We start from the raw sequence: 24,690 nt of genomic DNA on the forward strand, positions 1-24,690 counted from the left end.
CGCATGTCGGCCGATCTGCAACGATTTCCTGCCCGTCGTCTGAGTAGCCGCGTGGTTGGCGCTTTACTCGCTTCGCTGTTGCTGGGGCTGTTGGCTATTGGTGCCACGTTGTATCTCTCCTGGCAGCTGGAGGGCGGAGCGGCGGCCATCAATGCGGCCGGCAGTCTGCGTAAACAGACCTATCGCCTGGCACTGTCTCTGGAGGAGTATGCCGCCAGTCCCTCTGCCGAGTTGGATACACGGGTGAGGGGAGATCTGGCGGTGTTTGACCAGACCCTGACCGTGCTCCGTACGGGGGATCCGGCCAGACCGCTCTACCTGCCGCATGATGAGGCAGTCCGTGCCAGCTATCTGCGAGTGGTTGACGAGTACCGACAGACGATTCTGCCTCCTGCACAGAAGGTTCTGGCCGGGCTTCCTGTTAACCGGGGCGCCCTGCGCCAGGCTTCTGACGATTTTGTTGCGCGTCTGAATGATCTGGTGACGCTGGTGGAGCAATACAACGAGCAGCGTACGCTGTTGTTGCAGAGTTCCCAGGTCATCCTGATCGTCATGGCCGTCATGGGTTGTTCGGCCCAAATCATTTTGATGTTCTTGCTGGTGTTTCGTCCGCTGGAGCGTCTGCAGTTCGGCATGCAGCGTATGGCCACCCACGATCTGAGCGTACGTCTGCCGGTTGAAACACGGGACGAATTCGGAGCGCTGGCCGAAGGCTTTAATCATATGGCAGACAGGCTCTCCGAGTCGTATGCCACTCTGGAGGCGCGGGTCGAAGATAAAACGGCTTTGCTCAATGCACAAAATCGCGAGCTGTCCCTGCTGTATGGCACGACTGCCTGGCTAAATGAGAAGTTTTCGGCGCAAGAGCTCAGTCAGGGATTCGCCGAGCACTTGCGTGCCTGGTTCCAGGCGGATGCCTGCAGTGTCCGGGTGACGGATCCGAGCGGCAAGCAGGCGCATCTGATCGCAGCGGACGGGCTTCCTGCCGAATTGATGGAGGCAGAGGTTTGTCGCCAGCTGGCAGATTGCTACTGTGGCCAGACTGTCCGGCAGGCGTCTGTGGCCATGCAGGATTGCCGCTCTGGGATGCCGGAGCCAGTGCCTGCGCTCTGTGCCCGGCTGGGGTTTGCTCAGGTTTCCGCTTTCCCGGTTCGTTCGAGGCAGCAGCATGTCGGGCTGCTGACGCTGTTTTTTTCGACGCCTCATCAGTTCGGGCCTCAGGAAATGCAGTTGCTTGACAGTCTGGGCCATCACTTGGGCAATGCACTGGAAAATCAGCGCCTGGCAGCCAGTGAGCGTGAGCTGGCGGTCACCCAGGAGCGCAATCTGTTGGCTCAAGGTTTGCATGACAGCATTGCGCAGGGTTTGTCATTTCTGAATCTGCAGGTGCAAATGCTGGAGGATGCGCTGCGACGCGGACAGCTGGACGAGGCGCGCGAGGTGGTGCCTTTATTGCATGCTGGTGTTCAGGAAAGCTACGACGATGTCCGTGATTTGCTGCACAACTTTCGCTCCCGTCTGGGGGAGCAGGACCTGCGCAGTGCGCTGGGTGCCACCCTGGATAAGTTCCGTCGTCAGACGGGTATGGCGACCTCTTTTCGTGTGAGTGGTCACGGTATGCCCTTGCCGGCAGATCTGCAGATTCAGGTGCTGTTCATTTTGCAGGAGGCGCTCTCGAATGTCCGCAAACATGCACATGGCGCCGATCGGGTCGAGGTGAGTTTCTCAGAGGGTCCCGAGTTATCGCTGGTCGTGGCCGACAATGGCCCGGGGTTTGATCCCGATCAGCTGCAGCATCAGGGGGACGGGCATGTCGGCCTGCGCATCATGCGTGAGCGGGCCGGGCGGCTGGGGGCTCGACTGGAGTTTGAAACGCAGCGTGGGGTGATTGTGCGACTGGTCATGCCTGCACAGACTGCGCAGGCAGAGGAGACGACATGAGCAGTGATATCCGCGTTTTGCTGATTGATGACCATACGCTGTTTCGCAGCGGGGTTCGCATGCTGCTTTCCCGACAGGCAGACATTCAAGTGGTCGGCGAGGCCGCAGATGGCGCTGAGGGGGTCAAGCAGGTGCGTGCCCTGAGTCCGGACGTGGTGTTGCTGGATCTGAACATGCCCGGGCTGTCGGGGCTGGAGGTGCTGCAGTTGCTGCTGCAGGACATGCCGACACTGGCCGTGCTCATGCTCACGGTTTCCGAGGAAGCCGATGATCTGGGGGCGGCCCTGCGGGTCGGAGCGCGAGGCTATTTGCTGAAAAATATCGATGCGGATTATCTGGTCGCGGCAATCCGTCGTGCCCATGCCGGAGAGGCGGTCATTGCCGAGGGCATGACGGCCAAGCTGGTGCAGCAATTTCGCCAGGCGGGTCATGCACCGGTGGCCGAAGGGGAGAAGGCCAGGTTGACACCGCGCGAAACGGAAATTCTGACTTGTCTGGCGCATGGCGACAGTAACAAGGTGATTGCACGCAAGCTGGATGTGGCCGAGAGTACGGTCAAGATTCATGTGCAGAGTATTTTGAAAAAGCTGGGGCTGAGTAGCCGGGTTCAGGCGGCGGTCTATGCTGTCGAGCATGGCCTGAGCTGAGCATCGCCCAATCGGGCTAGTTCTCCTGCCGCCCCGGCACTGTGCTTGCGGCGAATAGTCTGTCTTCTCCCGACATCCTACTCTCTGTGTTGAATCCTGGCAGATCGCTGCCGGGCCATAACCAGGGAGCCTTTCATGTCTTCTTCCTCATCTGCGTTGAAACGCTGGGAGCCGGAAAACGCTGCATTCTGGCGTGATACGGGTCGCAGCGTCGCGATGCGAAACCTGTCTATTTCCATTCCCTGCCTGATGTTGGGTTTCATTGTGTCGGTGCTCTGGTCCATGGTGACACTGAACCTCAATAATGCCGGATTCTCCTTCAGCAAAGACGAGCTGTTCATGCTGACGGCGCTGCCGCAGCTTTCCGGCGCTACGCTGCGCATCTTTTATGCCTTCATGCCCGGCCGTTTCGGCGGTCGTCGCTGGACTACCTTTTCGACTGCCTTGCTTCTGATCCCTGCGTTGTGGCTGGGGTTTGCTGTTCAAGACCCGCACACCCCTTATTCGGTCATGCTGACCATTGCGCTGCTGTGTGGCCTGGGCAGTGGCAACTTTGCCAGCTCGATGGCGAATATCGCCCACTTTTTTCCGGCCGCAGAAAAGGGCAAGGCCAATGGCCTGAATGCCGGCTTTGGCAATCTGGGGGTGTCGGTGGCCCAGTTCCTGATCCCGCTGGCAGTGACGCTGCCGCTGTTCGGCGGGTTTGCCGGTGATGCCCAGCACTTCCTCAAGGATGGCGTGGAAAAGAGTCTGTGGTTGCAGAATGCCGGGTTTATGTGGGTACCGCTGATTGGGCTGGCGACATTGGCTGCCTGGTTCGGTATGAATGACATGGATGGGGCGCGATCGACCTTTGCCGAGCAGGCCTCCATTTTCCGCCGCCGTCACAACTGGCTGATGTGCTACCTCTATCTGGGGACCTTCGGCAGTTTTATCGGTTTTGCCGGCGCCTTTGCCCTGCTGACCAAGACGTTGTTCCCGCTGGTTCCTATCGCCAAAATCGCGTTTGTCGGGCCGCTGCTCGGCGCCCTGATCCGTCCGGTGGGTGGGATGATCGCCGACCGCATCGGTGGCGCCCGGGTCACGCTCGCAGTGTTCTTTGCCATGGGGCTGGCTGTGCTGGGCGTGCTGTCGGCCTTGCCTTCGGCGGGAGCCGCCGGCAACTGGCCGATGTTTTTTGGCAGCTTCCTGGCTTTGTTCCTGTTTGCCGGGGTGGGCAATGGCTCAACCTACAAGATGATACCGACCCTGTTCGTTTCGCATTGTTTGGCGGAAGCGGCGGCGAGTGGTGGTGAGCCGGGGGCTGCCCGACAGCGCGGGGTCAAGGAGTCGGCGGCTGCCGCCGGCTTTATCAGCGCCATCGGGGCCTATGGCGGGTATTTCATCCCGCAGACTTTCGGCCTGTCGATGAAACTGGCCGCTGGCCCGCAAGATGCGCTGTATTGCTTCCTGCTCTTTTATTGCACTTGCATGATGGTCACCTGGCTGTTTTTTGCCCGCAGAAACGCCCCCATGCCTTGTTGATCAGGTGTTGTAGTCAATAAGGACTAGTTCCACCGCAGGGGTAGTGTGAGCTGACAGGCTGGCTCAGACTACCCCTTTGTCGTAGCTGGCCGGCGCATTGTCCGGAATCGGGGTCAAAATGTCTGCATTGCATGTAGTGGTGGTCGGAAACGGGATGGTCGGGCAGCGCTTTCTGGAAGAGTTGGTCGATAAGCGCTGGCCGGGTGAGTTCAAAATCACCGTATTGGGGGCCGAACCGAGAGCGGCCTATGACCGGGTTCACCTGTCCTCGTATTTTGCGCACCACACGGATGAAGATCTGGCCTTGGCCAAACCGGATTTCTACCAGAAGCATGGCATCAGGCTTTGCCTGGGCGAAGCAGTCCGACGGATTGATCGGGCCGGCCAGTTTGTGGAAACCAACCTCGGGCAACACATCCCTTACGACAAGTTGATTCTGGCAACCGGTTCCTATCCCTGGGTACCGCCGATTGAAGGTGCAGGGCAGGCGGATTGTTTCGTTTATCGCACCATTGATGATCTTCAGGCGATCGAGCGTCGTGCACGGCAGGCACGACGCGGCGTGGTCATCGGCGGTGGGCTGCTCGGCCTGGAGGCTGCAGGAGCCCTCAAAGCGCTGGGACTGGAAACCCATGTGGTCGAATTTGCGCCGGTACTGATGGCTGAACAGCTGGATCGACGCGGTGGCGAGGTCCTGCGCGACAAGATTGTCCAGATGGGGGTCCACGTGCACACCGGGAAAAATACCCGTGAGATCGTGCGCAAAGGGACGGGGCTGAGCCTGCTGTTTGCCGGTGATGACTCGCTGGATACGGATCTGGTGGTGTTCTCTACCGGGATTCGCCCGCAGGACACGCTGGCCCGATACGGAGATCTGGCGGTTGCCGAGCGCGGCGGGATTGTGGTGAACGATCATTGCCAGACCGATGACCCGGCCATCTACGCGATTGGTGAGTGTGCCTCCTGGCAAGGTCAGTACTTCGGACTGGTCGCGCCGGGCTATCGCATGGCCCAGGTGGTGGCGGATCATCTGATGGGGGTCGAGAGCCAGTTTGCCGGCGCCGACATGAGCGCCAAACTTAAACTGCTCGGGGTGTCTGTGGGGAGTATCGGTGATGCTCACGGTCGCACGCCCGGCGCAAGAAGTTATGTTTATCAGGACGACCATCACGGCATTTACAAGAAACTGGTGGTGTCTGCCAATGGGCAGCACTTGCTGGGGGCGGTGCTGGTCGGTGATGTGGATGACTATGGTGAATTGCTGCAGCTGAAACAGAATGCCATCACGTTGCCCGAGCATCCGGATGTGCTGATTTTGCCCGCCTGGGCGGGCAAGAAGGATATGGGGGGCGCCCTGGCCCTCCCTGCTTCGGCGGTGATCTGCTCCTGCTTTGATGTCAGCAAGGCCCGCATTGCCGCGGCGGTTGCGGACGGCTGCCGCAGCGTCGAGGACATCAAGAAGCAGACCCGGGCCGGTACCGGTTGTGGCGGCTGTGTGCCGCTGATCCATCAAGTCTTGCAGGCGGAGTTGGCGACGCTTGGCATCCAGTCCAGTCGTCAGCTGTGCGAGCACTTTCCTCATTCGAGGCAGGATCTCTTTCATCTCATCAAGGCTCATCACGTTCGTCACTGGGCCGAAGCACTAAGCCGCTTCGGTCAGGGGTATGGTTGCGAAATCTGCAAACCTGCCGTGGCTTCGATTTTGGCGGGGGTTTGGAATGATCCTGTCCTACGTGCCGATCTGGCCCCTTTGCAGGACACGAATGACGCCTGGCTGGGCAATCTGCAGAAAGATGGTTCCTACTCGGTGATTCCGCGCATGCCGGGTGGCGAGGTCACGCCGGCTCAGTTGGCAGCGCTGGCCGCCGTGGCGGAGCGTTACCAGTTGTATACCAAGGTCACCGGAGCACAGCGTATTGGTTTGTTTGGTGCCAGGAAAGGCGATTTACCGGCGATTTGGGCGGCACTGATTGCCGCCGGATTCGAAAGCGGTCAGGCCTATGCAAAATCGCTGCGGATGGTCAAAACCTGTGTCGGCAGTACCTGGTGTCGTTTCGGTGTGCAGGACAGCGTTGGCCTGGGCGTGATGCTGGAGCATCGCTACAAGGGCTTGCGTACCCCGCACAAACTGAAATTTGGGGTGTCTGGCTGTACGCGTGAGTGCGCCGAGGCGCAGGGCAAGGACGTCGGGGTGATTGCGACGGATCGCGGCTGGAATCTCTATGTCGGCGGCAATGGCGGGATGAAGCCGCGTCATGCTGAATTGCTGGCTGCAGACCTCGATCAGGCGACACTGATCCGCTATATCGACCGCTTCGTCATGTGGTATGTACAAAACGCTGACAAGCTGCAGCGTACCGCCAGCTGGATCGAGAGCCTGGATCATGGCATCGAGGATGTGAGGCGGGTGGTGGTGGCGGATGCGCTGGGCCTGGGCGAGCGGCTGGAGGCGGAACTGGCGGCGCTGCGAGCCGCCTATGCCTGCGAGTGGCAGCGAACCCTGCAGGACCCGGGTAGCGTCAGACGCTTTGCCGATTTTATTAATAGCGATCAGGCCGATCCGATGCTGCAGTATGTCGCTGTTCGCGATCAGCATCGTCCTGCGACGCCTGACGAACGGCGGATCATCCCGCTGGTTCCTGTGGAGTCATGAGCATGTCGTGGATCAATATCTGTCCTTTATCGATGATCTTGCCGGGTACCGGGGTGTGTGCTCTGGTGGGCAATCAACAGGTGGCCATTTTTCGTCCGGATGATTCAGCCGTCTTGTATGCGCTGGATAATCTGGATCCGTTCTCCGGCGCGAATGTGCTGTCAAGGGGGCTGATCGTCGAGCACGATCATTTGCTTTGGGTGGCGAGTCCTCTGAAAAAACAGCATTTTTGTCTGCAGGATGGGCGATGCATGGAGGACAGCGTTCGGTCTGTCCGTGCCTGGCCAGTCAAGGTCGAGCAGGACTGTGTCTGGCTGCCTGTACGAAATGACTAGGTGAACTAGTTCTTCTCGCCACCGCCTGCCATGCCAATGGCGAATGGGTGACCTCCCGGCAGGCGCGTAGGCTCATAACGTACACCATTGTTGCCGTGGAGACGTCATGAGTCATTTTCTGGATCGCCTGAAGTTCCTGACCCGAACCAGCAAGCCCTTTGCCGATGGCCATGGCGCTGTCGTACAAGAAGATCGTCAGTGGGAGAACGCCTATCGCAGTCGCTGGCAGCAGGATAAGGTCGTGCGCTCCACGCATGGCGTGAATTGCACCGGTTCCTGTAGCTGGCGGGTGTTTGTCAAAAACGGTCTGATTACCTGGGAACTGCAGCAGACCGATTATCCGCGCACCCGTCCCGATTTGCCCAATCATGAGCCGCGTGGCTGCCCGCGCGGTGCCTCCTACTCCTGGTATGTCTACTCAGCCCAGCGCGTGAAGTATCCGATGGTGCGGGCCGAACTGATGGCTCTGTGGCGCGAAGCGCGCCAGACGATGGCTCCGGTCGATGCCTGGGCCGCCATCACGAATGATCCGGAAAAGGCTCTCCGCTACAAGCAGGCACGTGGTCTGGGCGGCTTTGTGCGTGCAGACTGGGATACGGCCACCGAGATCATTGTGGCCGCCAATGCGCATACCATTCAGGCGTACGGGCCTGACCGCATTATCGGCTTTTCGCCGATTCCAGCCATGTCCATGGTGTCCTATGCCGCCGGCAGCCGCTATTTGAGCCTGATTGGCGGCGTCTGTATGTCCTTCTATGACTGGTATTGTGATTTGCCACCGGCTTCGCCGCAGGTCTGGGGTGAACAAACTGACGTACCCGAGTCGGCTGACTGGTACAACTCGACCTATTTAATGGTCTGGGGTTCCAATGTTCCGATGACCCGGACCCCTGACGCGCATTTCTATACCGAAGTCCGTTACAAGGGCACCAAGACAGTGGCGGTCTCCAGCGATTTTGGCGAAATGGCCAAGTTCGGTGATATCTGGCTGGCCCCAAAGCAGGGTACCGATGCGGCCCTGGCCCTGGCGATGGGGCATGTGGTGCTCAACGAATTTCACAAGACCGGGAAGAGCGACTATTTCCGCCAATATGGCAAGCAGTACACCGACTTCCCCATGCTGGTGACCTTGCGCGAAAGCGAGCAGGGCCTGGTAGCGGATCACTATCTGCGTGCTTCACAACTCAGCGACCATGCCGAGGTGAATAACCCTGACTGGAAGACCCTGCTGATTGACGGTCACAGCGGCGATCTGGTCGTACCGAACGGAACGATTGGTCTGCGCTGGGGAGAGCAGGGTGCGCAGGTCGGCAAATGGAATTTGTCGCTGCATGCCACCGATGGCCGGGAGATCGATCCGCTGCTGTCTCTGAAGGATCAGCATGACCACATTGTGCCGGTGAGCTTTCCGTATTTCGGGGCAGATCAGGATGCCGTGCTGGCGCGCCATGTTCCCGTCAGGCAGCTGACCCTCGGCAATGGCAAGACGGTGTATGTGGCCACTGTCTATGACCTGATGCTGGCCAATTATGGCGTGGATAACGGACTGGGCGGGCCGAATGTGGCTGCTGATTACCAGGATGATGTGGCCTACACCCCTGCCTGGCAGGAAAAGCATACCGGTGTGGCTGCCCTTGATGTGATCACCGTGGCCAGAGAGTTTGCCGACAATGCTCATCGAACCCAGGGCAAGAGCATGGTCATCGTCGGTGCCGCGCTGAATCACTGGTATCACATGGACATGACCTATCGCGCCATCATCAATCTGCTGATGATTTGCGGCTGTATCGGCCAAAGTGGCGGGGGCTGGGCTCACTACGTCGGGCAGGAAAAGCTGAGGCCTCAGCAGGGTTGGGCGCCGCTGGCGTTCGCCACCGACTGGCAGCGTCCGCCGCGCCAGATGAATTCCACCAGTTTCTTCTATGCGCATACCAGTCAGTGGCGTCATGAGAAGCTGGGCGTGGACGAAATTCTCAGCCCGACAGCCAGTCAGCGCTATGCCGGTTTGAGTCTGATCGACTTCAATGCCAGGGCCGAGCGCATGGGCTGGTTGCCTTCTGCACCGCAACTTGAGACTAACCCGCTGCAACTGACCCGCGATGCGGCAAAGGCCGGAAAGGACCCGGTGGCCTATACCGTGGAAGGTTTGCAGAACAGCAGTTTGCGCATGTCATGCGAAGACCCGGACAATCCGAAAAACTTCCCGCGCAATATGTTTGTCTGGCGCTCGAATATCCTCGGATCGAGCGGCAAGGGGCATGAATACTTCCTCAAGTATTTGCTGGGTACGCAGAATGCCTTGTTTGACGATGAAAGCCAGGGCATCAAGCCGACAGAAGTTCAGGTGCGCGAAGCCGCCGAGGGCAAGCTGGATCTGCTGACGGTACTGGATTTTCGTATGAGCACCACCTGTCTGTATGCCGACATTGTTCTGCCGACGGCAACCTGGTACGAAAAGGATGACCTGAATACCTCAGACATGCATCCATTCATCCACCCTTTGTCCGAAGCCGTCCAACCACTGTGGCAGTCCAAAACAGACTGGGAAATCTACAAGCTTCTGGCTGAGCGTCTGTCTGAAATCGGCGGGCCGGTTCTGGGGGTTCAGCAAGATCTGGTTATGACACCGCTGATGCACGATACCCCCGGTGAACTGGGGCAGCCGTTCGAACCGAAGGACTGGAAGAAGGGCGAGTGCGATCTGATTCCGGGTAAGACTGCGCCGCAGATGACGGTGATCGAGCGGGACTATCGCCTGATTGGCGAGAAGTTTGTCAGTGTTGGCCCGCTGCTGAGCAAGGTCGGCAATGGCGGCAAGGGGATTGCCTGGTCCACGGCCAGTGAGGTGAAGGAACTGGGGCAACTCAACGGGCTGGCTGCCAATGGTCAGCCGCGTATTGAAACAGCGATTGACGCCGCGGAAGTGGTGCTGACGCTGGCGCCCGAGACCAATGGTCATGTGGCGGTCAAGGCCTGGGCGGCACTGTCGAAAATCACCGGGCGTGATCACACGCATCTGGCCCTGGGGCGTGAACACGACAAAATTCGCTTCCGTGATATCCAGGCACAGCCGCGCAAAATCATTTCCAGCCCGACGTGGTCAGGACTGGAGAGCGAAGAGGTCAGTTACAACGCCGGCTATACCAATGTGCACGAGCTGATTCCCTGGCGCACCCTGACCGGCCGTCAGCAGTTTTATCAGGATCACCGATGGATGCTGGATTTTGGTGAGGGGTTAACGGTCTACAAGCCGCCGGTGGACCTGAAGACCACCGCCAGCATGCTGGGGCGCCATGCCAATGGTCAGCCGGAGATTGTGCTGAATTTCATTACGCCGCATCAGAAGTGGGGCATTCACTCGACCTATTCCGACAATCTGCGCCTGTTGACCCTTAGCCGCGGTGGACCGCATGTGTGGCTGTCCGAAATCGATGCCGCCAAGGCCGGTATTGTCGACAACGACTGGATTGAGGTGTTCAACGTCAATGGCACGCTGACCGCCCGGGCAGTCGTCAGCCAGCGGGTTCCCGAAGGGATGACCCTGATGTACCACGCACAGGAAAAGATTGTGAATGTGCCGGGGGCGGAGACCAGTGGCAAGCGCGGCGGGATTCATAACTCGGTGACGCGTACTGTGACCAAACCGACGCACATGGTCGGTGGCTATGCTCAGCAGGCTTATGGCTTCAATTACTACGGTACGGTCGGCAGTAATCGGGACGAGTTCGTCATTGTGCGCAAGATGCAGCGGGTGGATTGGCTGGATCAGGCAGATGAACAAGGGAAGGTGTGAGGAAAATCATGAAGATTCGTGCACAAGTAGCCATGGTGTTGAACCTCGACAAATGCATTGGTTGTCATACCTGTTCCGTCACCTGCAAGAACGTCTGGACCAGCCGCGATGGTGTCGAATATGCCTGGTTCAATAATGTCGAGACCAAGCCAGGCACCGGTTACCCGACCGAGTGGGAGAATCAGGAAAAATGGCAGGGAGGCTGGCGTCTGCGCGCGGATGGGCAGCTGGAGCCGCGGCAGGGCAGCCGGATGAAAATTCTGGCCAATATCTTTGCCAACCCCAACCTGCCTGAGGTGGATGACTATTACGAGCCCTTCACCTACGACTATGATCATCTGCAGTCGGCGGGCCGCATGCAGACGCCGCCGACAGCACGGCCAGTCTCGATTCTGACTCGTCAAAAGATGGACAAAATCACTTCAGGACCGAACTGGGAGGACGACCTGGGCGGAGAGTTTGCCAAGCGCAGCCGGGACCAGTTGTTCAAGGATATCGAGAAAGAGGCTTATGCCGAATTTGAAAACACCTTCATGATGTATCTGCCGCGCTTGTGCGAGCACTGTTTGAATCCGTCCTGCGTGGCATCCTGCCCGTCCGGTTCGGTGTACAAGCGTGAGGATGACGGCATTGTGCTGGTCGATCAGGACAAGTGCCGCGGCTGGCGCATGTGCATTTCGGGCTGCCCGTACAAGAAGATGTATTTCAACTGGGAGTCCGGCAAGGCGGAGAAATGCACCTTCTGCTATCCACGGCTGGAGGCTGGGCAACCCACCGTGTGCTCCGAATCCTGTGTTGGTCGTATTCGTTATCTTGGTGTCATGCTATATGACGCCGACAAGATCGCCGCTGCGGCCTCGATGCGCGATGAGCAGGATCTGTATCAAAGTCAGCTGGAAATCTTCCTCGATCCGCACGATCCCGAGGTGCAGGCAGAAGCTCGCCGCCAGGGCATCGCGGAAAGCTGGCTGGCGGCGGCAAGGCAGTCGCCGGTTTACAAGATGGCAGTGACCTGGAAAGTCGCTTTCCCGCTGCATCCTGAATACCGGACCTTGCCGATGGTGTGGTACATCCCGCCGCTCTCGCCGATCCAGAAGGCGGTTCAAAGCGGGGTGCTGGGCAAGCAGGGCATATTGCCGGATGTCAGCGAGATGCGTATTCCCCTGCGCTATCTGGCCAACCTGCTGACGGCTGGCAAGGAGGAGCCCGTGCGGCAGGCGCTGGAGCGGATGTTGGCGATGCGTGCTTTTATGCGCGGCCGCCATGTCGATCAGCAGGATGATGTCGCCGTACTCGATCAGGTCGGCCTGACGCTGGCCGAGGTTGAGGATATGTACCGCATTATGGCGATTGCCAATTACGAAGACCGCTTTGAGATCCCGTCCAGCCACAAGGAGATGGTAGAGGATAGCTTCAACGATAAGGGAAGCTGCGGTTTCAGCTTTGGAAATGGCTGTTCTGGTGGCGTATCGGATGGCACTTTGTTCGGCAAGAAAAAGCAGGGCTCGGTGTTTTTTGCTTCCATGCCCAAGTCGCGTAAGCGCGCTGCGGAATAAGGGAGGCCAAGATGCGAGTATTTGCGCTGATTTCAGTCTTGCTGCAATACCCCGAACCTGCCTTGCAGGCGGCGAGTGCCGAACTGTATCAGGCACTGGATGCGTTGCCCGCCGAGCAGCAGGGGCGGCTGCGGCCGCTGCTGGATTATCTGATGTCGCAGCCCTTGCTCGAACTGCAGGCTGATTATGTGGCGATGTTCGACCGGCAGCGCTCGCTCAGTCTGCATTTGTTCGAGCATGTCTATGGCGAAAGCCGCGATCGTGGTGGCGCGATGGTCAGCCTGATGGCGGCCTATGCCGAGCATGGGTTGGCCATGCAGGCTGATGAACTGCCGGATTATCTGCCCTTGTTTCTGGAGTGTCTCGGCCAGATCGAACCGGACGCTGCCCTGTGCATGCTGGGCGATGCTGTCCATGTGATTGAGCTGCTGGCCGGGCGTCTGCTGGCGCGCCAAAGTCCGTATGCTGGGGCGATGTCAGCGCTGGTGTCGCTCAGCCCTGTGGCGCCGTTGCCGATCAGTGAACCGCCGGTACGAGACATGGACGAGGCCATGGAACGGTTTGGCCCGGCTCCGGATGGCATCGAGCCGCTGCTGACCCCCGCCCCCGCCATGTCTGTTGAGCCCGTCCGTTTTTATCCGCGCCCGGCGCGGCAAGGAGCCTGATCATGTCTTACTTCCAACAATTTCTGTTTGGCATCTACCCTTATCTGGCTCTGGTGGTGTTTTTGTTGGGCAGCCTGGTGCGGTTCGAGCGCGAACAATATACCTGGCGGGCGGAGTCGACCCAGTTCTTGCATCGCGGCAATCTGCGCCTGGGGTCCAATCTGTTCCACATCGGCATCATCGGCGTGTTCCTGGGGCATCTGGGGGGGCTGTTGACGCCGCTTGCCGTCTGGGAGTGGCTGGGCGTCCCCCTGACCGCCAAGCAGCTGCTGGCCATGATGGCCGGCGGCACGCTGGGCGGTGTGGGGCTGATTGGCCTGGTGTTGCTGTTGTTGCGTCGTCTGGCTCATCGACGCCTGGCGGTTCAGACGCCGCTGCGCGACAAGGTGCTGCTGCTATGGTTGTTGCTGACACTGTGCCTGGGGCTGGCTACCATTCCGGAGTCTGCCGGTCATCTGGATGGTCAGACCATGTTGCGCTTCATGCTCTGGGCGCAACATATTCTAACCTTCCGTGGCGATGCCGCGCAGTTGGTGGCAGATGCGCCCATGGTGTTTCGTCTGCATATTTTCTGCGGTCTGACCTTTTTTATGCTGTTTCCATTTACTCGCATGGTGCATACCTGGAGCGGATTCGCCAGTGTGGGTTATCTGACGCGTGCCTGGCAGCTGGTCCGCCCGCGCTAACGTCCGCCGCCAAACGACCAGTCCTCCAGCCCGGTGGTGGTGATGACGACCATGATGTCTTCCACCGCAATGCCCGGGCTGGCCGCCAGATGTTCGGCCAGCCTGGCGTAGAAGGCTTTTTTGCACTCAGCGCTGCGCGGCCGGCCGGCTGTCAACTGGATCAGCAGGAAGTTGTCGCTGCGCGGACCGCCCAGGTAGTGGCGGTCGTATACCAGTTCGCCGGGTTGGCATGGCTGGAATATCTGGAAACAATCTCCTGGCGGGACCTCGAAACTTTCTTCCAGTGCCTGCTGCAGGCTGGTGGAAATGGCGTTTAGCCAGTGTGCCGGCTTGCCGGCGTTCAGGGCGATGCGTGCATAGGGCATGGATGGGTCTCACTTTGCTTCTGGAAGGGTTGCCAGGATATCGATCGCGGAGACCGCCGCCGGCCAGCCGGCATAAAACGCCAGATGGGTCATCAGTTCACCCAGTTCGCTGCGACTGACGCCGTGGTCGAGGGCTTTTTGCAGGTGGAACGGCAGTTGCTGTGGTCGGTAGAGCGCCAGCAGGGCGGAGACCGTAGCGATGCTACGTTCGCGCGGACTGAGTCCGGCGCGCTGCCAGATGTCGTCAAACAGCAGGCTTTGGCTCAGTTCGGCCAGTTTCGGCGCCAGTCGGCCCAGATTGTCGAGGCTGGAGGGGGTGGTCTGCATGATGGATTCCGTGGCAGGTTTTGACAGGGTTCAGCTTAGCGACCGATAATTGTTTTGAAAATTGAGATTTTTTAAACAAATCGTCCTGTTATTTGGAATGGTTGCATGGGCCGAGTCAGTCTGGATCTGGAGGTGTTGCGCAGCTTTGTGGCGGGTGTCGAGCTGGGCAGCTTTGCGCAGGCAGCAGAGCGAGTCAGTCGCTCCACGTCGGCTGTCAGTGCGCAATTGAAGAAGCTGGAAGAGCAGGCGGGGCAGCCGCTGTTGCGCAAGGCTGGCCGTGGCCTGGTGCTCACACCGGCGGGTGAGGTGATGCTTGCCTATGCGCGGCGGCTGCTGGCTTTGAATGACGAGGCGGTACAGGCGGTGCAGGGGAGTGGGGTGCAGGGGGGCTGGCTGCGTTTCGGGATGCAGGAAGATTTTGCCGAGACGCTGCTGCCGACGATTCTGGGGCGGTTTTCCCGTGCGCATCCGCAGTTTGGCCTGGACGTGAAGGTGGCGCGTAACCAGCCTTTGCTGGATGGTTTGACGCGCGGGGAGCTGGATCTGGCCCTGGTCTGGGATGGTGGTGAGTCCTGGCCGCACCGACAGGCAATGGGGACGCTGCCATTGCACTGGATCGACAGCCGGGAAAGTCCCTGTGCGTGGCCGGGCGCTGCGCCCGTGCCGCTGGTGTTGTTCGAGGCGCCCTGCCTGATACGTGCCGCGGCCTGTACGGCGCTGGAGCAGGCTGGTCATGCCTGGCGCCAGGCGTTTAGCAGTGGCAGTCTGAGTAGTCTCTGGGCGGCGGTGGCTGCCGGGCTGGGGGTGACAGTGCGCACCCCGGCGGGCTTGCCGGAGACGCTGATGATCCGTCACGATCTGCCGCCCTTGCCGGCGATTCGTTGTCTGCTTTGCCGCGCCGAGGACGTCCCGTCTCCCGGGGTCGGCCGTCTGGCTGACACCGTCACCCGGGCCTTGCAGGATTATCTGCGGCCCTTGCCGGGCGTGGCGCTGGCGTAGGGCCGGCCCGTCTGGCGCACGCCCGGCCCCGGGTTTACTGCCCGGAGAAGATCAGCTTGATCTTGGTGCCGACATCGGCCGGGTCGAATTGCAACAGTGCCTTGTTCTTGCCCAGTTTGAGCACTTTGACGTTGCCGCCGATCGGTTGCACCGAGGTGACGACGCACGGGAAGGTGGCCGGGAAGACGATTTCCTTTTCGATGCTGGTCACGGTGATCTGGATGGTCTGAACCAGCAGGCCGCTGGAGTACAAGGTATATCCATTGTGCTCGCCGCCACCCTGGTTGAGGATTTGCCTGGCTTTGGCCACTTCTTGGACTGAATCGCTCATCTTGTTTCCCGGTGCAGTGTGAGTGTGTGTGAGACCATTGTATCCAACTGTCACGTTTGTCGGAATAAAAGCATTCGCAAGGCGTATCACCGTAGGACGCACAACCGTAGGACGCACAACCGTAGGACGCTCAACCGTAGGGCGCACTCTTCAAGTGCGCCATCCCATCCCATCCCCCCCCACACGACCCCATCCCCCCTTACCCCTGTCGTATCGCTGGTCGCAAGCCCCCTCCGTCAACGCGCGCTTCAGGCGCAATCCGGCGACAAATCTCCCGGTCGCCTCAGTCACACTTCATGATTTTTGCCCTGCGTCTGGTGCTGGAAAATGACCATCGTGCATCTTGGGGCGAGGCGTGTCAGGCGGGTGTATTTGTTCGGGTGGATGAGGGCATGAATTGAGTGGTCGTTCGCCGATTGGCCGGTGTTTGCGAAGGTGGAAAGGTGTTTTTCGGGTGGAATGTTCTTTGTGGCGCTGATTTTTTCGTTACTCAATCTAAATATAACTCCGGAAATGCATTAAAAGGAAAATCAGTGCACTATTTTGAGAGGATATAAAAATGATGTGCGAATAAAGCGTTGGCGGATTTGAGCGGGGAGGGGGATTTAAATGAGATGAATGGATTTTGATGATATGCCGCAGCTTATTTGATTTGTGTGGCATTGTATCGCCGCATGCCGATGTATTGTCGCCAAAGCTACAAATACCGACGTTCCCTTATATTGACCGTCTATTGGGCTTAACGTAGCCTCCACTCCTGCATTTACTGACATGCATCAACGCTGGTTCATGACCCTTTCCCCGGTCAAAAAACCGGGGCGGCCGATAAAAATAGTGGGGCTCGTGCAAGCCACGTAGCCCGCTGAATTCGAACTAATAAGTGAGTCTATTTATGAGTGGCTACAACGCAGTCCTGGCACGTAATACGGAAAACGCACACAAGGCAATCGGTCCTTATTCCCAGACCGTCGCTTTTTCGCATTACAACCATCTGGCGGCTCAACTGCCGATCGATCCGAAAACCGGCGCTTTTGTTGCTGGCGGTGTGAAAGAGCAGGCCGAGCAGTGCTTCAAGAATATCAAGGCCATCGTGGAAAGCATCGATCATTCGATGACTGATATCGTGCGCATCACGATTTTCCTCAAGAATATTGCTGACATCGATGCCGTTCACGCTGTTCACAAGTCTTTCTTCCAGAGCTATGTCCCGGCGCTGACCACCGTGGCCGTGGCCGCACTGCCGATGAATGCACTGGTGCAAGTGGAAGCGCTGGTATCCAATGGCGTGGGTACCATCCCGAATGCACCGCAAGCCGGCGATCTGATCAAGATCGCCAAGAATGTGGAAACCGCGCCGATCAGCGCGCTGTCGACGCAAACCGTGGCTTTCTCGCACTACAACAACCTGTCGGCACAGCTGCCGATCGACGTGAAGACCGGCAAGCTGGTGGCCGGTGGCGTCAAGGAGCAGGCTGCTCAGTGTCTGAAGAACGTCAAGGCGATTCTGGAAGGGATCGATGTGCCGTTTGACGATATCGTCAAGGTCAACATCTTCCTGAAGAATCTGTCGGATATCGACGCCGTCAACGAGGTGTACACCACCTTCTTCCCGGATTCGGCCATCGCCCGTGCCGTGGCTTACTTCCCGGCTCGTACCGTGGTTGCCGCTGCCGCGCTGCCGATGGATGCTCTGGTGCAAATCGAAGTCGTGGTTTCGCATGGCGACGGCACCCCGCCGCAAGCCGTTGAAGACCGTCACGGCATCGTGATCAAGGCCAACAATACCGACAATGCACCGAAGAGCCCGCTGCACACGCAAACCGTGGCCTTCTCGCATTACAACAACCTGTCGGCACAGCTGCCGATCGATGCCAAGACCGGCAAGCTGGTGGCTGGTGGTGTCAAGGAGCAGGTTGCTCAGTGCCTGAAGAACGTCAAGGCGATTGTCGAGAGCATCAACCACAGCATGGCTGACGTGGTGAAGGTGAATGTGTTCCTGAAGCAGATCGACGATATGGCTGCAGTGGACGAAGTGTATGGCGAGTTCTTCCCGGGTGGGGTACCGGCTCGTCGCACGGTGGGTGTTTCGGCACTGCCGCACGATGCCCTGGTGCAAATCGACGTCGTGGTTTCGAACGCCGAAGGCACGCCGCCGGCGCAGTAAGCGGGTCATGATGCGCTGACATGGCGCAGAGAAAAGGGAGCTGAGGTCAGCTCCCTTTTTTATTTGTTTCCGGCCGTGCCGGTGAAGGGCACGATCTTGCCTGGCTTAGTGGCTGGTCGGTGCCTTGACGGAAACGGCGCCCATGTCGGCATCGACCTGTGCTTCATATTTCAGGCCGTTTTTGAGCACGTTGACTTCATATTGCCAGCCGGTCAGGCTGTGTTCGAAATCGGCGCTGACCGCCTTGCCGCCGACCTGCTGTTCGGATAGCTGGATGGCCTGTTGCAGGCTGATGGCGGCCTGGCTGAGTGCGTCAGTCTGGTTGTTGACGGCTGGGGAGGCGAAGGTGGTGCTGGTCAGCAGCAGTGTGGAGAGAAACAAGGGTGCAGAGCGAAACATGTTCAAGCTTCCTCTTGGTCAGTCGGCGGATTGCCGACGGCTGCAGGGTAGGACGATGGGCGCTTGCGGTCTTGATGCGACTCTCGCTCAGAGATGAGTAAGCGTGTGCCGTAAGAAAGGATCATGGTCGCAGGGGGACTTCTGGTACACTGTACTGAAATAATTTCCCTAATATTCCTATGCTGCGAACAGAAAACCTCAATATTGAATCGTTCGATGCCATGCCGACACCGGACGATATTCACCAACGCTTGCCGCTCAGTGATGAGCTGGCCGCCCGGGTACTGGCCGGCCGTCAGACGCTGCAGGCCATTCTTGACCGGCAGGATGCGCGCAAGTTTGTCATTGTCGGGCCGTGCTCGATTCACGATCCGGTGGCGGGTCTTGACTATGCCCGCCGTTTGCGTGAGCTGGCGGATGAGTTGTCGGATGTGTTGTACCTGGTGATGCGCGTGTATTTCGAGAAGCCGCGCACGACAACCGGCTGGAAGGGGTTCATCAACGATCCGCATATGGATGACTCGTTCAAGATCGATGAAGGGGTGTTCCGGGCGCGTGAGTTTCTGCTGGAGATCAACCGCCTCGGGCTGGCGACGGCCACCGAGGCGCTGGATCCGATTGCGCCGCAGTATATCGGGGATCTGATTGCCTGGACGGCGATCGGCGCCCGCACCTCCGAGTCGCAGACGCATCGCGAGATGTCCTCCGGGCTGTCGACGCCGGTCGGCTTCAAGAATGGTACGGATGGTTCGGTGGCCACGGCGGTGAATGCCATCATGTCGGCCTCGTATCCGCACAGCTTCCTCGGTATCAACGGTCAGGGGCGCTCGGCAATTATCCGCACGCGCGGTAATCGCTATGGTCATCTGGTGATGCGCGGCGGTGGCGGGCGGCCGAACTATGACAGCGTCAGTGTTTCCATGGCGGAGGCGGCGCTGCAAAAGGCCGGCCTGCCCAGCAATATTGTCATCGACTGTTCGCATGCCAACTGTGGCAAGCAGGCGTCGCTGCAGCCGCTGGTGGTGAAGGATGTGTTGCGGCAGATCGAACACGGCAATCAAAGCATTGTCGGTCTGATGCTGGAGAGCTTCATCGAGGCAGGTAACCAGCCGCTGACGGATGATCTGTCGTCCTTGCGCTATGGTTGTTCGGTCACGGATCCCTGTCTGGATTGGGAGACCACGGCGGCAACGCTGCGTGAGGCGGCGGCGGTATTGCGCCGGCGCTAGACCGCTTTTCTGCTCATTCGCTCAGGACGCGATTGCGTCCCTGAGTCTTGGCCTGGTACAGCGCCTGGTCTGCGCGTTGCATCAGGCTGGCGGTGCTGTCGCCCGGGCGCACCAGGCTGACGCCTGCGCTGAAGGTGATGTGCAGGGCGCCGGCGCTGCTGTCGAAGGTGTGGGCGCCGAGTGCCTGGCGGATCCGCTCCATGGCGCTCACGGCCTGTGGAATCGATGTCTCCGGTAAGAGCAGGCCAAACTCCTCCCCGCCGATGCGGGCGACCAGATCGCCCGGCCGGATCTGTGTTTGCAGCAGGCTGGCGACCTTGATCAGCACTTCGTCACCGATGGCATGTCCATGCTGGTCGTTGATGGCCTTGAAGTGATCGATATCCAGATACACCATGCAGAAAGTCTGCCCATCTCCGGCATATCGCCGCAGCCATTGCGCCAGTACATCCATAAAATGTCGCCGGTTATACAGCGAGGTCAGCGGGTCGGTCTGCGACAGGCGCTCCAGGGTGGATTTGGCCGATTCCAGCTGCGCGGCGTGGCGATCCAGGGCCGTGACATGTTCGATCTTGTCGACCAGTTCGGATTCCAGTCGTTGCTGGCGCTGGCGCAGTTTGCCCAGCAGCTGGTTGATCCAGCCAATCGCCGCAACTTCGGTCAGGATGAAGATGGTGACCGCCAGGATGATGCGCTGTCTTTCGTCGGCGATCGGTTCTTCTACCGCCTGTCTGGGGGTCGATACCGACAGGATCAGCGGATGGTTGGGGTCGTGCATGAAGCTGGTAAAGGTCTCGCCTTCGGTGTCTTCTAGGTTGCTGATCTGGCCTGCGCTTTGTTGACTGGCGGCCTGCATCAGCAGGCTGTTCTTGATGTTTTTGCCTATCAGGCCGGGTGAGGCCGGCCAGTGTGCCAGTACGGTGCCATCGGTTCCCGTGAGCTGTATGGCCATGTCGGGGCCGGGGCCGGTCAGGCCCAGGGCGTTGGTCATGCTGTTCATGTCAAAGGCGACGTAGACAATGTCGATGCCGTGACTCTGGTGTTGCAGGAGGCGGCCGGCAATGACGTTCCATTGCCGGGTCTCGCTGTTGAATACCGGGTTGCTGAACGACACGCTGCCCACGGGTTTCTTTCTCAGCCACTGGAAGAATGCTGTCGGTGGCCCCGGGTGCAGGGGGCCGTTGATTTTTTCGCGCGGGAAGGTGATCTGGTTTTGCCGGTCCAGCACGCGCAGCGTGATCATGCCGTTGGTTTCGTCATGGAATTGTCTGGCCATGGACTGGATCAGCGGATCGGTGCGCGGGTCGTGGTCAGGGTGGTGTGCCATGATGCTGTCGGCCAGACCAAGTGCCAGTTTGACCTCGCGGGCCAGCTGGTTGACCTGCTGACTGGTTTTTTGCAGGATGCGCTGCTGATCGATGGCGTTGTCTTGTTCGCTGAAGGTGCGGAACTGATGGACCCATATCCAACCGGCCAGAATGGCCGCGACCGCCAGGGTGATGGCCAGGAGGTGCAGCAGGCGTTCCGTCAGATGGCGTTTTGCGGCCATGGCAACCTTTGCGGCGGCGTAGTGATCCTGATCTTAACTTTAGTCTGATGAGGCCTTGCACGAAAAGACATTTCTGAGTCTTTCTGTCGTCCTTACCCACAGATATTGTGGATAAGGCTGTGGGAAAGTGCAGCAAGTGCTTGTCGCATCGTTGTGCGGATATGACGATCAAAAAATGCGCATTGAGCGCTGCATCATTGATATACAGTATAAATTGTTTATACTGTTATGCACGTTCATGCACAAGGGTCCGCCATGAAAGATACCAAAGCTGTTGTCGCTGTTGCCAAACCTGTTGCCGCCAAGCCTGCTGCTGCCAAGCCTGCCGTAGCCAAGCCTGCCGTAGCCAAGCCTGCTGCCGCCAAGCCTGCTGCCGCCAAGCCTGCTGCCGCCAAACCTGCTGCCGCCAAACCTGCTGCCGCCAAACCTGCTGCCGCCAAGCCTGCCGTTGCCAAGCCTGCCGTTGCCAAGCCTGCCGTTGCCAAGCCTGCTGTTGCCAAGCCTGCTGTTGCCAAGCCTGCTGTTGCCAAGCCTGCTGCCGCCAAGCCTGCTGTAGCCAAGCCTGCTGTTGCCAAGCCTGCCGTTGCCAAGCCTGCTGTTGCCAAGCCTGCTGCCGCCAAGCCTGTTGCTGCCAAGCCTGTTGCTGCCAAACCCGCTGTAGCCCAGCCAGTGAGCGCTCCGCAGGTGGTGGCTGCCAAGGTCGTGGCGCCGTTTGAGGACGCCGCTCGCGGCAAGAAGAAAGCCGGCGGCAAGAAGGCAAAGCTGGTGCGAGACAGCTTTACCATGCCGGAAGGCGAGTACCAGCAGATTCCGCAGTTGAAGCAGCGTGTCTTGTCGCTGGGTCAGGAAGTGAAGAAAAGCGAGTTGCTGCGGGCCGGGCTGGCAGCGTTGACGGCCTTGTCGGATGCGCAGCTGCTGCAGGCTTTGTCGCGGCTGGAAAAAATCAAGACGGGTCGTCCGGCCAAGTAGTCGGTGTCGGCCATGCCGGTAGCGGGCAGTGCCGCAAGGTGCTGCCCGTTTGTCGTTCAGACGGGGGTGTTGCCGGGGTTCATCAGGGACTTGAGGAGCTGGTCGGTGGCGGCCTGGGCGACGATCTCTTTGCTGCTGTGATCATAGAGCACCGAGCCGATGGCGATCATGCTGAACAGCTCTTCTTCACTCAGTTTGGGGGCGATCTGTGCCAGGGTGACTGCGTAGAGGGCAGGGATGGCGGCCCATTTGATTTGCTGGCCGGTTTTGGCCTGGATCATGAAGCTGAGGATCTGAGAGGCGTTCATGGCGTACTCGGGAAATCAGTCTGGCTAGACTATCATAATTTTGCCGATCAGTCGGCAGCATTGTGGCCGCCACGAAGCGATCGTCCTGAGGCAATATGTCGCAGCCAGACCGCCCGGCTTTGCTCTATGCTGTCCTCAGTAGGGGCCTCCCTGCGCCAAGGTTGTGACCCGTGAGCGTTCGCGGGTTTTTTTTTGCCTGTCCAATTAGTTTAATGTCTTGCCGGTATCCTTTATCCGTTTGGAATATACTGACGCGATGTGATGATCCTCGGCGTCTGATGACAATTGGAATAGGGGCTTGATATGAAGTGCAGTATGTTTGCCGTGTCGCTGGGGGCGGTGCTGGCACTGAGCTCGGCGGCGGCTGTGGCGGAGGATGTGCCGTCCGGAGACGGGTTTGATTATTATCTGTTGTCCACGCAGTGGGTGCCGGGCTGGTGCCAGGCGGGGAGTGCGGGCAAGAGCAGTGCCACGCTGGATCAGGCCCAGGCCTGCCGGGCCGATGTGTCGCCCCTGATGTTCCATGGCTTGTGGCCTGAACGCATGGATGGCAGTTATCCGCATGATTGCCATGTCGTTCCGCCGCTCGATCCGCAACGTCTGACGTTTGCCAATCCGTTCAAGCCCTATCTGGCCAATGCGGTCGAGTTTGTCGATCACGAATGGGGCAAGCATGCGACCTGTACGCCGTTCTATCAGCCGGGGTCGGAGCAGCGCGATCCTGCCGGTTACTATCGCAAGGTGAATCAGTATTTTGGTGATGCGCTGGCGCGCTTCCGGCAGATTAAGGTGCCGCAGCTGGATACGGTCAGTGATATCGTGGCCATCAAGCAGAAGTTTGCCGAGCTGAATCCGCAGTATCCGGCGGCCAGTCAGTTTGCGACCTGCGATAAGGATGCGCAGCAGAATAAATATCTGAGTGGTGTCTGGCTGTGTGTCGACAAGGGGCTCAATGCCATGGCTTGTCCGGCCGGGTTGACCCGCTACGAGAATTGCCAGGGTGCGGTAATGACGCGCTGACCTGGCCGCGGTGGCGCAGTTCAGTGCGCACATGAAAAACGGCAGCCTGGGCTGCCGTTTTGTTTGTTGTGGGATGTGTCAGGACGTTCGCTCCAGGCCGAGAAAGCGCAGTCGTTCGTAGCCGGCGTCCGTCAGGACCAGGAAGCGGGCATTGTGGGTTTCGATCCAGCCCTTTTCGAACAGTGAGCTCATGGCTTGTTCCATGTGCTGAACCTGCGGGCTCAGGCGGCGCAGGCGCGGCGAGAACATGACGGCGCCGACCGGCTGCCAGGCTTTGGCGTTTTGCTGGGCAAAGATTTCGAACAGAAAGTGCTCGGCGGCGGCCAGTTCTTCCGGTGACAAAGTGGGCAGGGGTTCGGGGTCGGGACCGAAAATCCTGTCCGAAAGGCGTTTCAACAGAGCGCGCATGGGCTGCTATCCAGGGGGTAGTTCAGTATCGTCTCACTATGGCACAAAGCGCCTGCGGACGGTTTGATGCATCTCAGCCGGGGCCGCAACTCAGAACTGCAGTTTCTTGCAGGACGGGCAGCGAAACATCTGGCCGGCAATGGTGGTTTCGCCGCGCAGGCCACGGTGCGAGCAGTGGCTGCAGGTGCGCTGTTCGGCATCCAGGTGTTGCTGTCGCGGATCTTTTTTGCCCCACGAGGCCGGGGTGATCAGTCTTCTCTGGACGCTGCTGCGTTGGGTGCTCATGTTGTCTCCGATTGCCTGAGCCAGGAGGTCGACCGGCAGGTTGTCTGTCGGTCGGCGTGGCGGGAAGTGCGTCAAGTTAGCAGGGGTAGGCGGAATTGACAACGGGATATTGCGAATAAAATCGATTATTTTTAATGACAAATAAAAAGCCCGCCATGTCGGGCATGGCGGGCCGTATTCAGGCCTTCTGATGTTGCAGCAAGCCGATCTGGAGCAGGAAGGCTTCCGCCTGGCGGTAGGTCTCCATGTCCAGGTCTTCCAGAATCGTATGGGCCAGGCTCAGGTAGATGGCCTGGCGTTCAGCACTGCTTTTGCCGGCATAGTGGCTGGTCAGTTTGTCCATGGCCGTTCTGGCCAGGGCCAGGTCCTGCTGCAGCGTGGCTTTGCGGACTGTAGCCGGAAACTCGAGCAGCCAGCGTTCCATTTGCATGTTGCGGCCCTCCTCTTGTTGCGGTCGTGCGCCATCCATTCGTCATGGATCTGGATTCACTATAGCGCAAAGAGGCAGGGCCGGGTTCGTCACGCGCTCCCGGCCAG

The 24,690-nt window shown here is 59.1% G+C and carries 23 protein-coding genes; 14 read left to right on the forward strand and 9 right to left on the reverse strand.

What is annotated here, in order from left to right; translation table 11 throughout:
• Positions 1–3 precede the first annotated feature (3 nt).
• From JNO51_RS06890 to narI, 9 genes are all read left to right on the forward strand, one after another.
• A complete protein-coding gene (locus JNO51_RS06890) occupies positions 4–1,941 on the forward strand; it encodes a type IV pili methyl-accepting chemotaxis transducer N-terminal domain-containing protein (protein ID WP_215782271.1) in 1,938 nt (645 codons plus the stop codon).
• Positions 1,938–2,588 (forward strand): response regulator transcription factor, encoded by a 651-nt coding sequence (locus JNO51_RS06895; RefSeq protein WP_215782272.1) that lies wholly within the window; start codon positions 1,938–1,940, stop codon positions 2,586–2,588. The genes JNO51_RS06890 and JNO51_RS06895 overlap by 4 nt, the downstream gene beginning before the upstream one ends.
• Positions 2,589–2,804: 216 nt before the next feature.
• Positions 2,805–4,112: an MFS transporter gene (locus JNO51_RS06900; protein ID WP_305798425.1), complete on the forward strand. Its 1,308-nt coding sequence runs from the start codon at positions 2,805–2,807 to the stop codon at positions 4,110–4,112.
• 118 nt (positions 4,113–4,230) lie between these two features.
• Entirely contained in the window at positions 4,231–6,765 is a 2,535-nt protein-coding gene (gene nirB / locus JNO51_RS06905; RefSeq protein ID WP_215782274.1) for a nitrite reductase large subunit NirB, read from the forward strand.
• 2 nt (positions 6,766–6,767) lie between these two features.
• Complete coding sequence (nirD, locus tag JNO51_RS06910) at positions 6,768–7,100, forward strand: nitrite reductase small subunit NirD (RefSeq protein WP_215782275.1); 333 nt, start codon at positions 6,768–6,770, stop codon at positions 7,098–7,100.
• Between the two features lie 106 nt (positions 7,101–7,206).
• Positions 7,207–10,893, forward strand: a complete 3,687-nt coding sequence (locus tag JNO51_RS06915) for a nitrate reductase subunit alpha (RefSeq protein ID WP_215782276.1) — start codon at positions 7,207–7,209, stop codon at positions 10,891–10,893.
• Positions 10,894–10,901: 8 nt separating this feature from the next.
• Positions 10,902–12,449, forward strand: a complete 1,548-nt coding sequence (gene narH / locus JNO51_RS06920) for a nitrate reductase subunit beta (RefSeq protein ID WP_215782277.1) — start codon at positions 10,902–10,904, stop codon at positions 12,447–12,449.
• 11 nt (positions 12,450–12,460) lie between these two features.
• Entirely contained in the window at positions 12,461–13,114 is a 654-nt protein-coding gene (narJ, locus tag JNO51_RS06925; RefSeq protein ID WP_215782278.1) for a nitrate reductase molybdenum cofactor assembly chaperone, read from the forward strand.
• A 2-nt stretch (positions 13,115–13,116) separates the two neighbouring features.
• Complete coding sequence (gene narI, locus JNO51_RS06930) at positions 13,117–13,800, forward strand: respiratory nitrate reductase subunit gamma (RefSeq protein ID WP_215782279.1); 684 nt, start codon at positions 13,117–13,119, stop codon at positions 13,798–13,800.
• Here the strand turns inward: narI and JNO51_RS06935 are convergent.
• The gene (locus JNO51_RS06935; protein ID WP_215782280.1) at positions 13,797–14,165 is read right to left on the reverse strand and encodes a tautomerase family protein; all 369 of its coding nucleotides are present in this window, start codon (positions 14,163–14,165) and stop codon (positions 13,797–13,799) included. The genes narI and JNO51_RS06935 overlap by 4 nt on opposite strands.
• 9 nt (positions 14,166–14,174) lie before the next feature.
• Entirely contained in the window at positions 14,175–14,492 is a 318-nt protein-coding gene (locus JNO51_RS06940; RefSeq protein WP_215782281.1) for a carboxymuconolactone decarboxylase family protein, read from the reverse strand.
• A gap of 105 nt (positions 14,493–14,597) precedes the next feature.
• Between JNO51_RS06940 and JNO51_RS06945 the strand changes: the two genes are divergently transcribed.
• Positions 14,598–15,491, forward strand: a complete 894-nt coding sequence (locus JNO51_RS06945) for a LysR substrate-binding domain-containing protein (protein WP_215782282.1) — start codon at positions 14,598–14,600, stop codon at positions 15,489–15,491.
• Positions 15,492–15,525: 34 nt separating this feature from the next.
• Here JNO51_RS06945 and JNO51_RS06950 read toward each other — a convergent pair whose 3' ends face one another.
• Positions 15,526–15,822: a hypothetical protein gene (locus JNO51_RS06950; protein WP_215782283.1), complete on the reverse strand. Its 297-nt coding sequence runs from the start codon at positions 15,820–15,822 to the stop codon at positions 15,526–15,528.
• Between the two features lie 892 nt (positions 15,823–16,714).
• On the opposite strand from JNO51_RS06950, the gene JNO51_RS06955 reads away from it, so the two are divergent.
• Positions 16,715–17,986 (forward strand): RidA family protein, encoded by a 1,272-nt coding sequence (locus JNO51_RS06955; RefSeq protein WP_215782284.1) that lies wholly within the window; start codon positions 16,715–16,717, stop codon positions 17,984–17,986.
• Between the two features lie 105 nt (positions 17,987–18,091).
• On the opposite strand, the gene JNO51_RS06960 is transcribed toward JNO51_RS06955, so the two are convergent.
• Positions 18,092–18,385 (reverse strand): PepSY domain-containing protein, encoded by a 294-nt coding sequence (locus JNO51_RS06960; protein WP_215782285.1) that lies wholly within the window; start codon positions 18,383–18,385, stop codon positions 18,092–18,094.
• A gap of 179 nt (positions 18,386–18,564) precedes the next feature.
• Between JNO51_RS06960 and JNO51_RS06965 the strand changes: the two genes are divergently transcribed.
• On the forward strand, positions 18,565–19,614 hold the full coding sequence (locus tag JNO51_RS06965; RefSeq protein ID WP_215782286.1) for a 3-deoxy-7-phosphoheptulonate synthase: 1,050 nt from the start codon (positions 18,565–18,567) through the stop codon (positions 19,612–19,614).
• Between the two features lie 13 nt (positions 19,615–19,627).
• Here the strand turns inward: JNO51_RS06965 and JNO51_RS06970 are convergent, their stop codons facing one another.
• Positions 19,628–21,163 (reverse strand): diguanylate cyclase, encoded by a 1,536-nt coding sequence (locus JNO51_RS06970; RefSeq protein ID WP_215782287.1) that lies wholly within the window; start codon positions 21,161–21,163, stop codon positions 19,628–19,630.
• Positions 21,164–21,418: 255 nt separating this feature from the next.
• On the opposite strand from JNO51_RS06970, the gene JNO51_RS17360 reads away from it, so the two are divergent.
• Positions 21,419–22,132, forward strand: a complete 714-nt coding sequence (locus tag JNO51_RS17360; protein WP_252346207.1) for a hypothetical protein — start codon at positions 21,419–21,421, stop codon at positions 22,130–22,132.
• 56 nt (positions 22,133–22,188) lie between these two features.
• Here JNO51_RS17360 and JNO51_RS06985 read toward each other — a convergent pair whose 3' ends face one another.
• Positions 22,189–22,440, reverse strand: a complete 252-nt coding sequence (locus JNO51_RS06985; RefSeq protein WP_215782290.1) for a hypothetical protein — start codon at positions 22,438–22,440, stop codon at positions 22,189–22,191.
• 303 nt (positions 22,441–22,743) lie between these two features.
• On the opposite strand from JNO51_RS06985, the gene JNO51_RS06990 reads away from it, so the two are divergent.
• Positions 22,744–23,460: a hypothetical protein gene (locus tag JNO51_RS06990; protein ID WP_215782291.1), complete on the forward strand. Its 717-nt coding sequence runs from the start codon at positions 22,744–22,746 to the stop codon at positions 23,458–23,460.
• Positions 23,461–23,538: 78 nt separating this feature from the next.
• Here JNO51_RS06990 and JNO51_RS06995 read toward each other — a convergent pair whose 3' ends face one another.
• From JNO51_RS06995 to JNO51_RS07005, 3 genes are all read right to left on the reverse strand, one after another.
• Positions 23,539–23,868 (reverse strand): hypothetical protein, encoded by a 330-nt coding sequence (locus tag JNO51_RS06995; protein ID WP_215782292.1) that lies wholly within the window; start codon positions 23,866–23,868, stop codon positions 23,539–23,541.
• 90 nt (positions 23,869–23,958) lie between these two features.
• Positions 23,959–24,153, reverse strand: coding sequence for a hypothetical protein (locus tag JNO51_RS07000; RefSeq protein ID WP_215782293.1), 195 nt, complete (start codon positions 24,151–24,153; stop codon positions 23,959–23,961).
• Between the two features lie 178 nt (positions 24,154–24,331).
• Positions 24,332–24,583: a hypothetical protein gene (locus JNO51_RS07005; RefSeq protein WP_215782294.1), complete on the reverse strand. Its 252-nt coding sequence runs from the start codon at positions 24,581–24,583 to the stop codon at positions 24,332–24,334.
• Positions 24,584–24,690: the final 107 nt, after the last annotated feature.

The organism is Paludibacterium sp. B53371, assembly GCF_018802765.1.
Classification (GTDB): domain Bacteria; phylum Pseudomonadota; class Gammaproteobacteria; order Burkholderiales; family Chromobacteriaceae; genus Paludibacterium.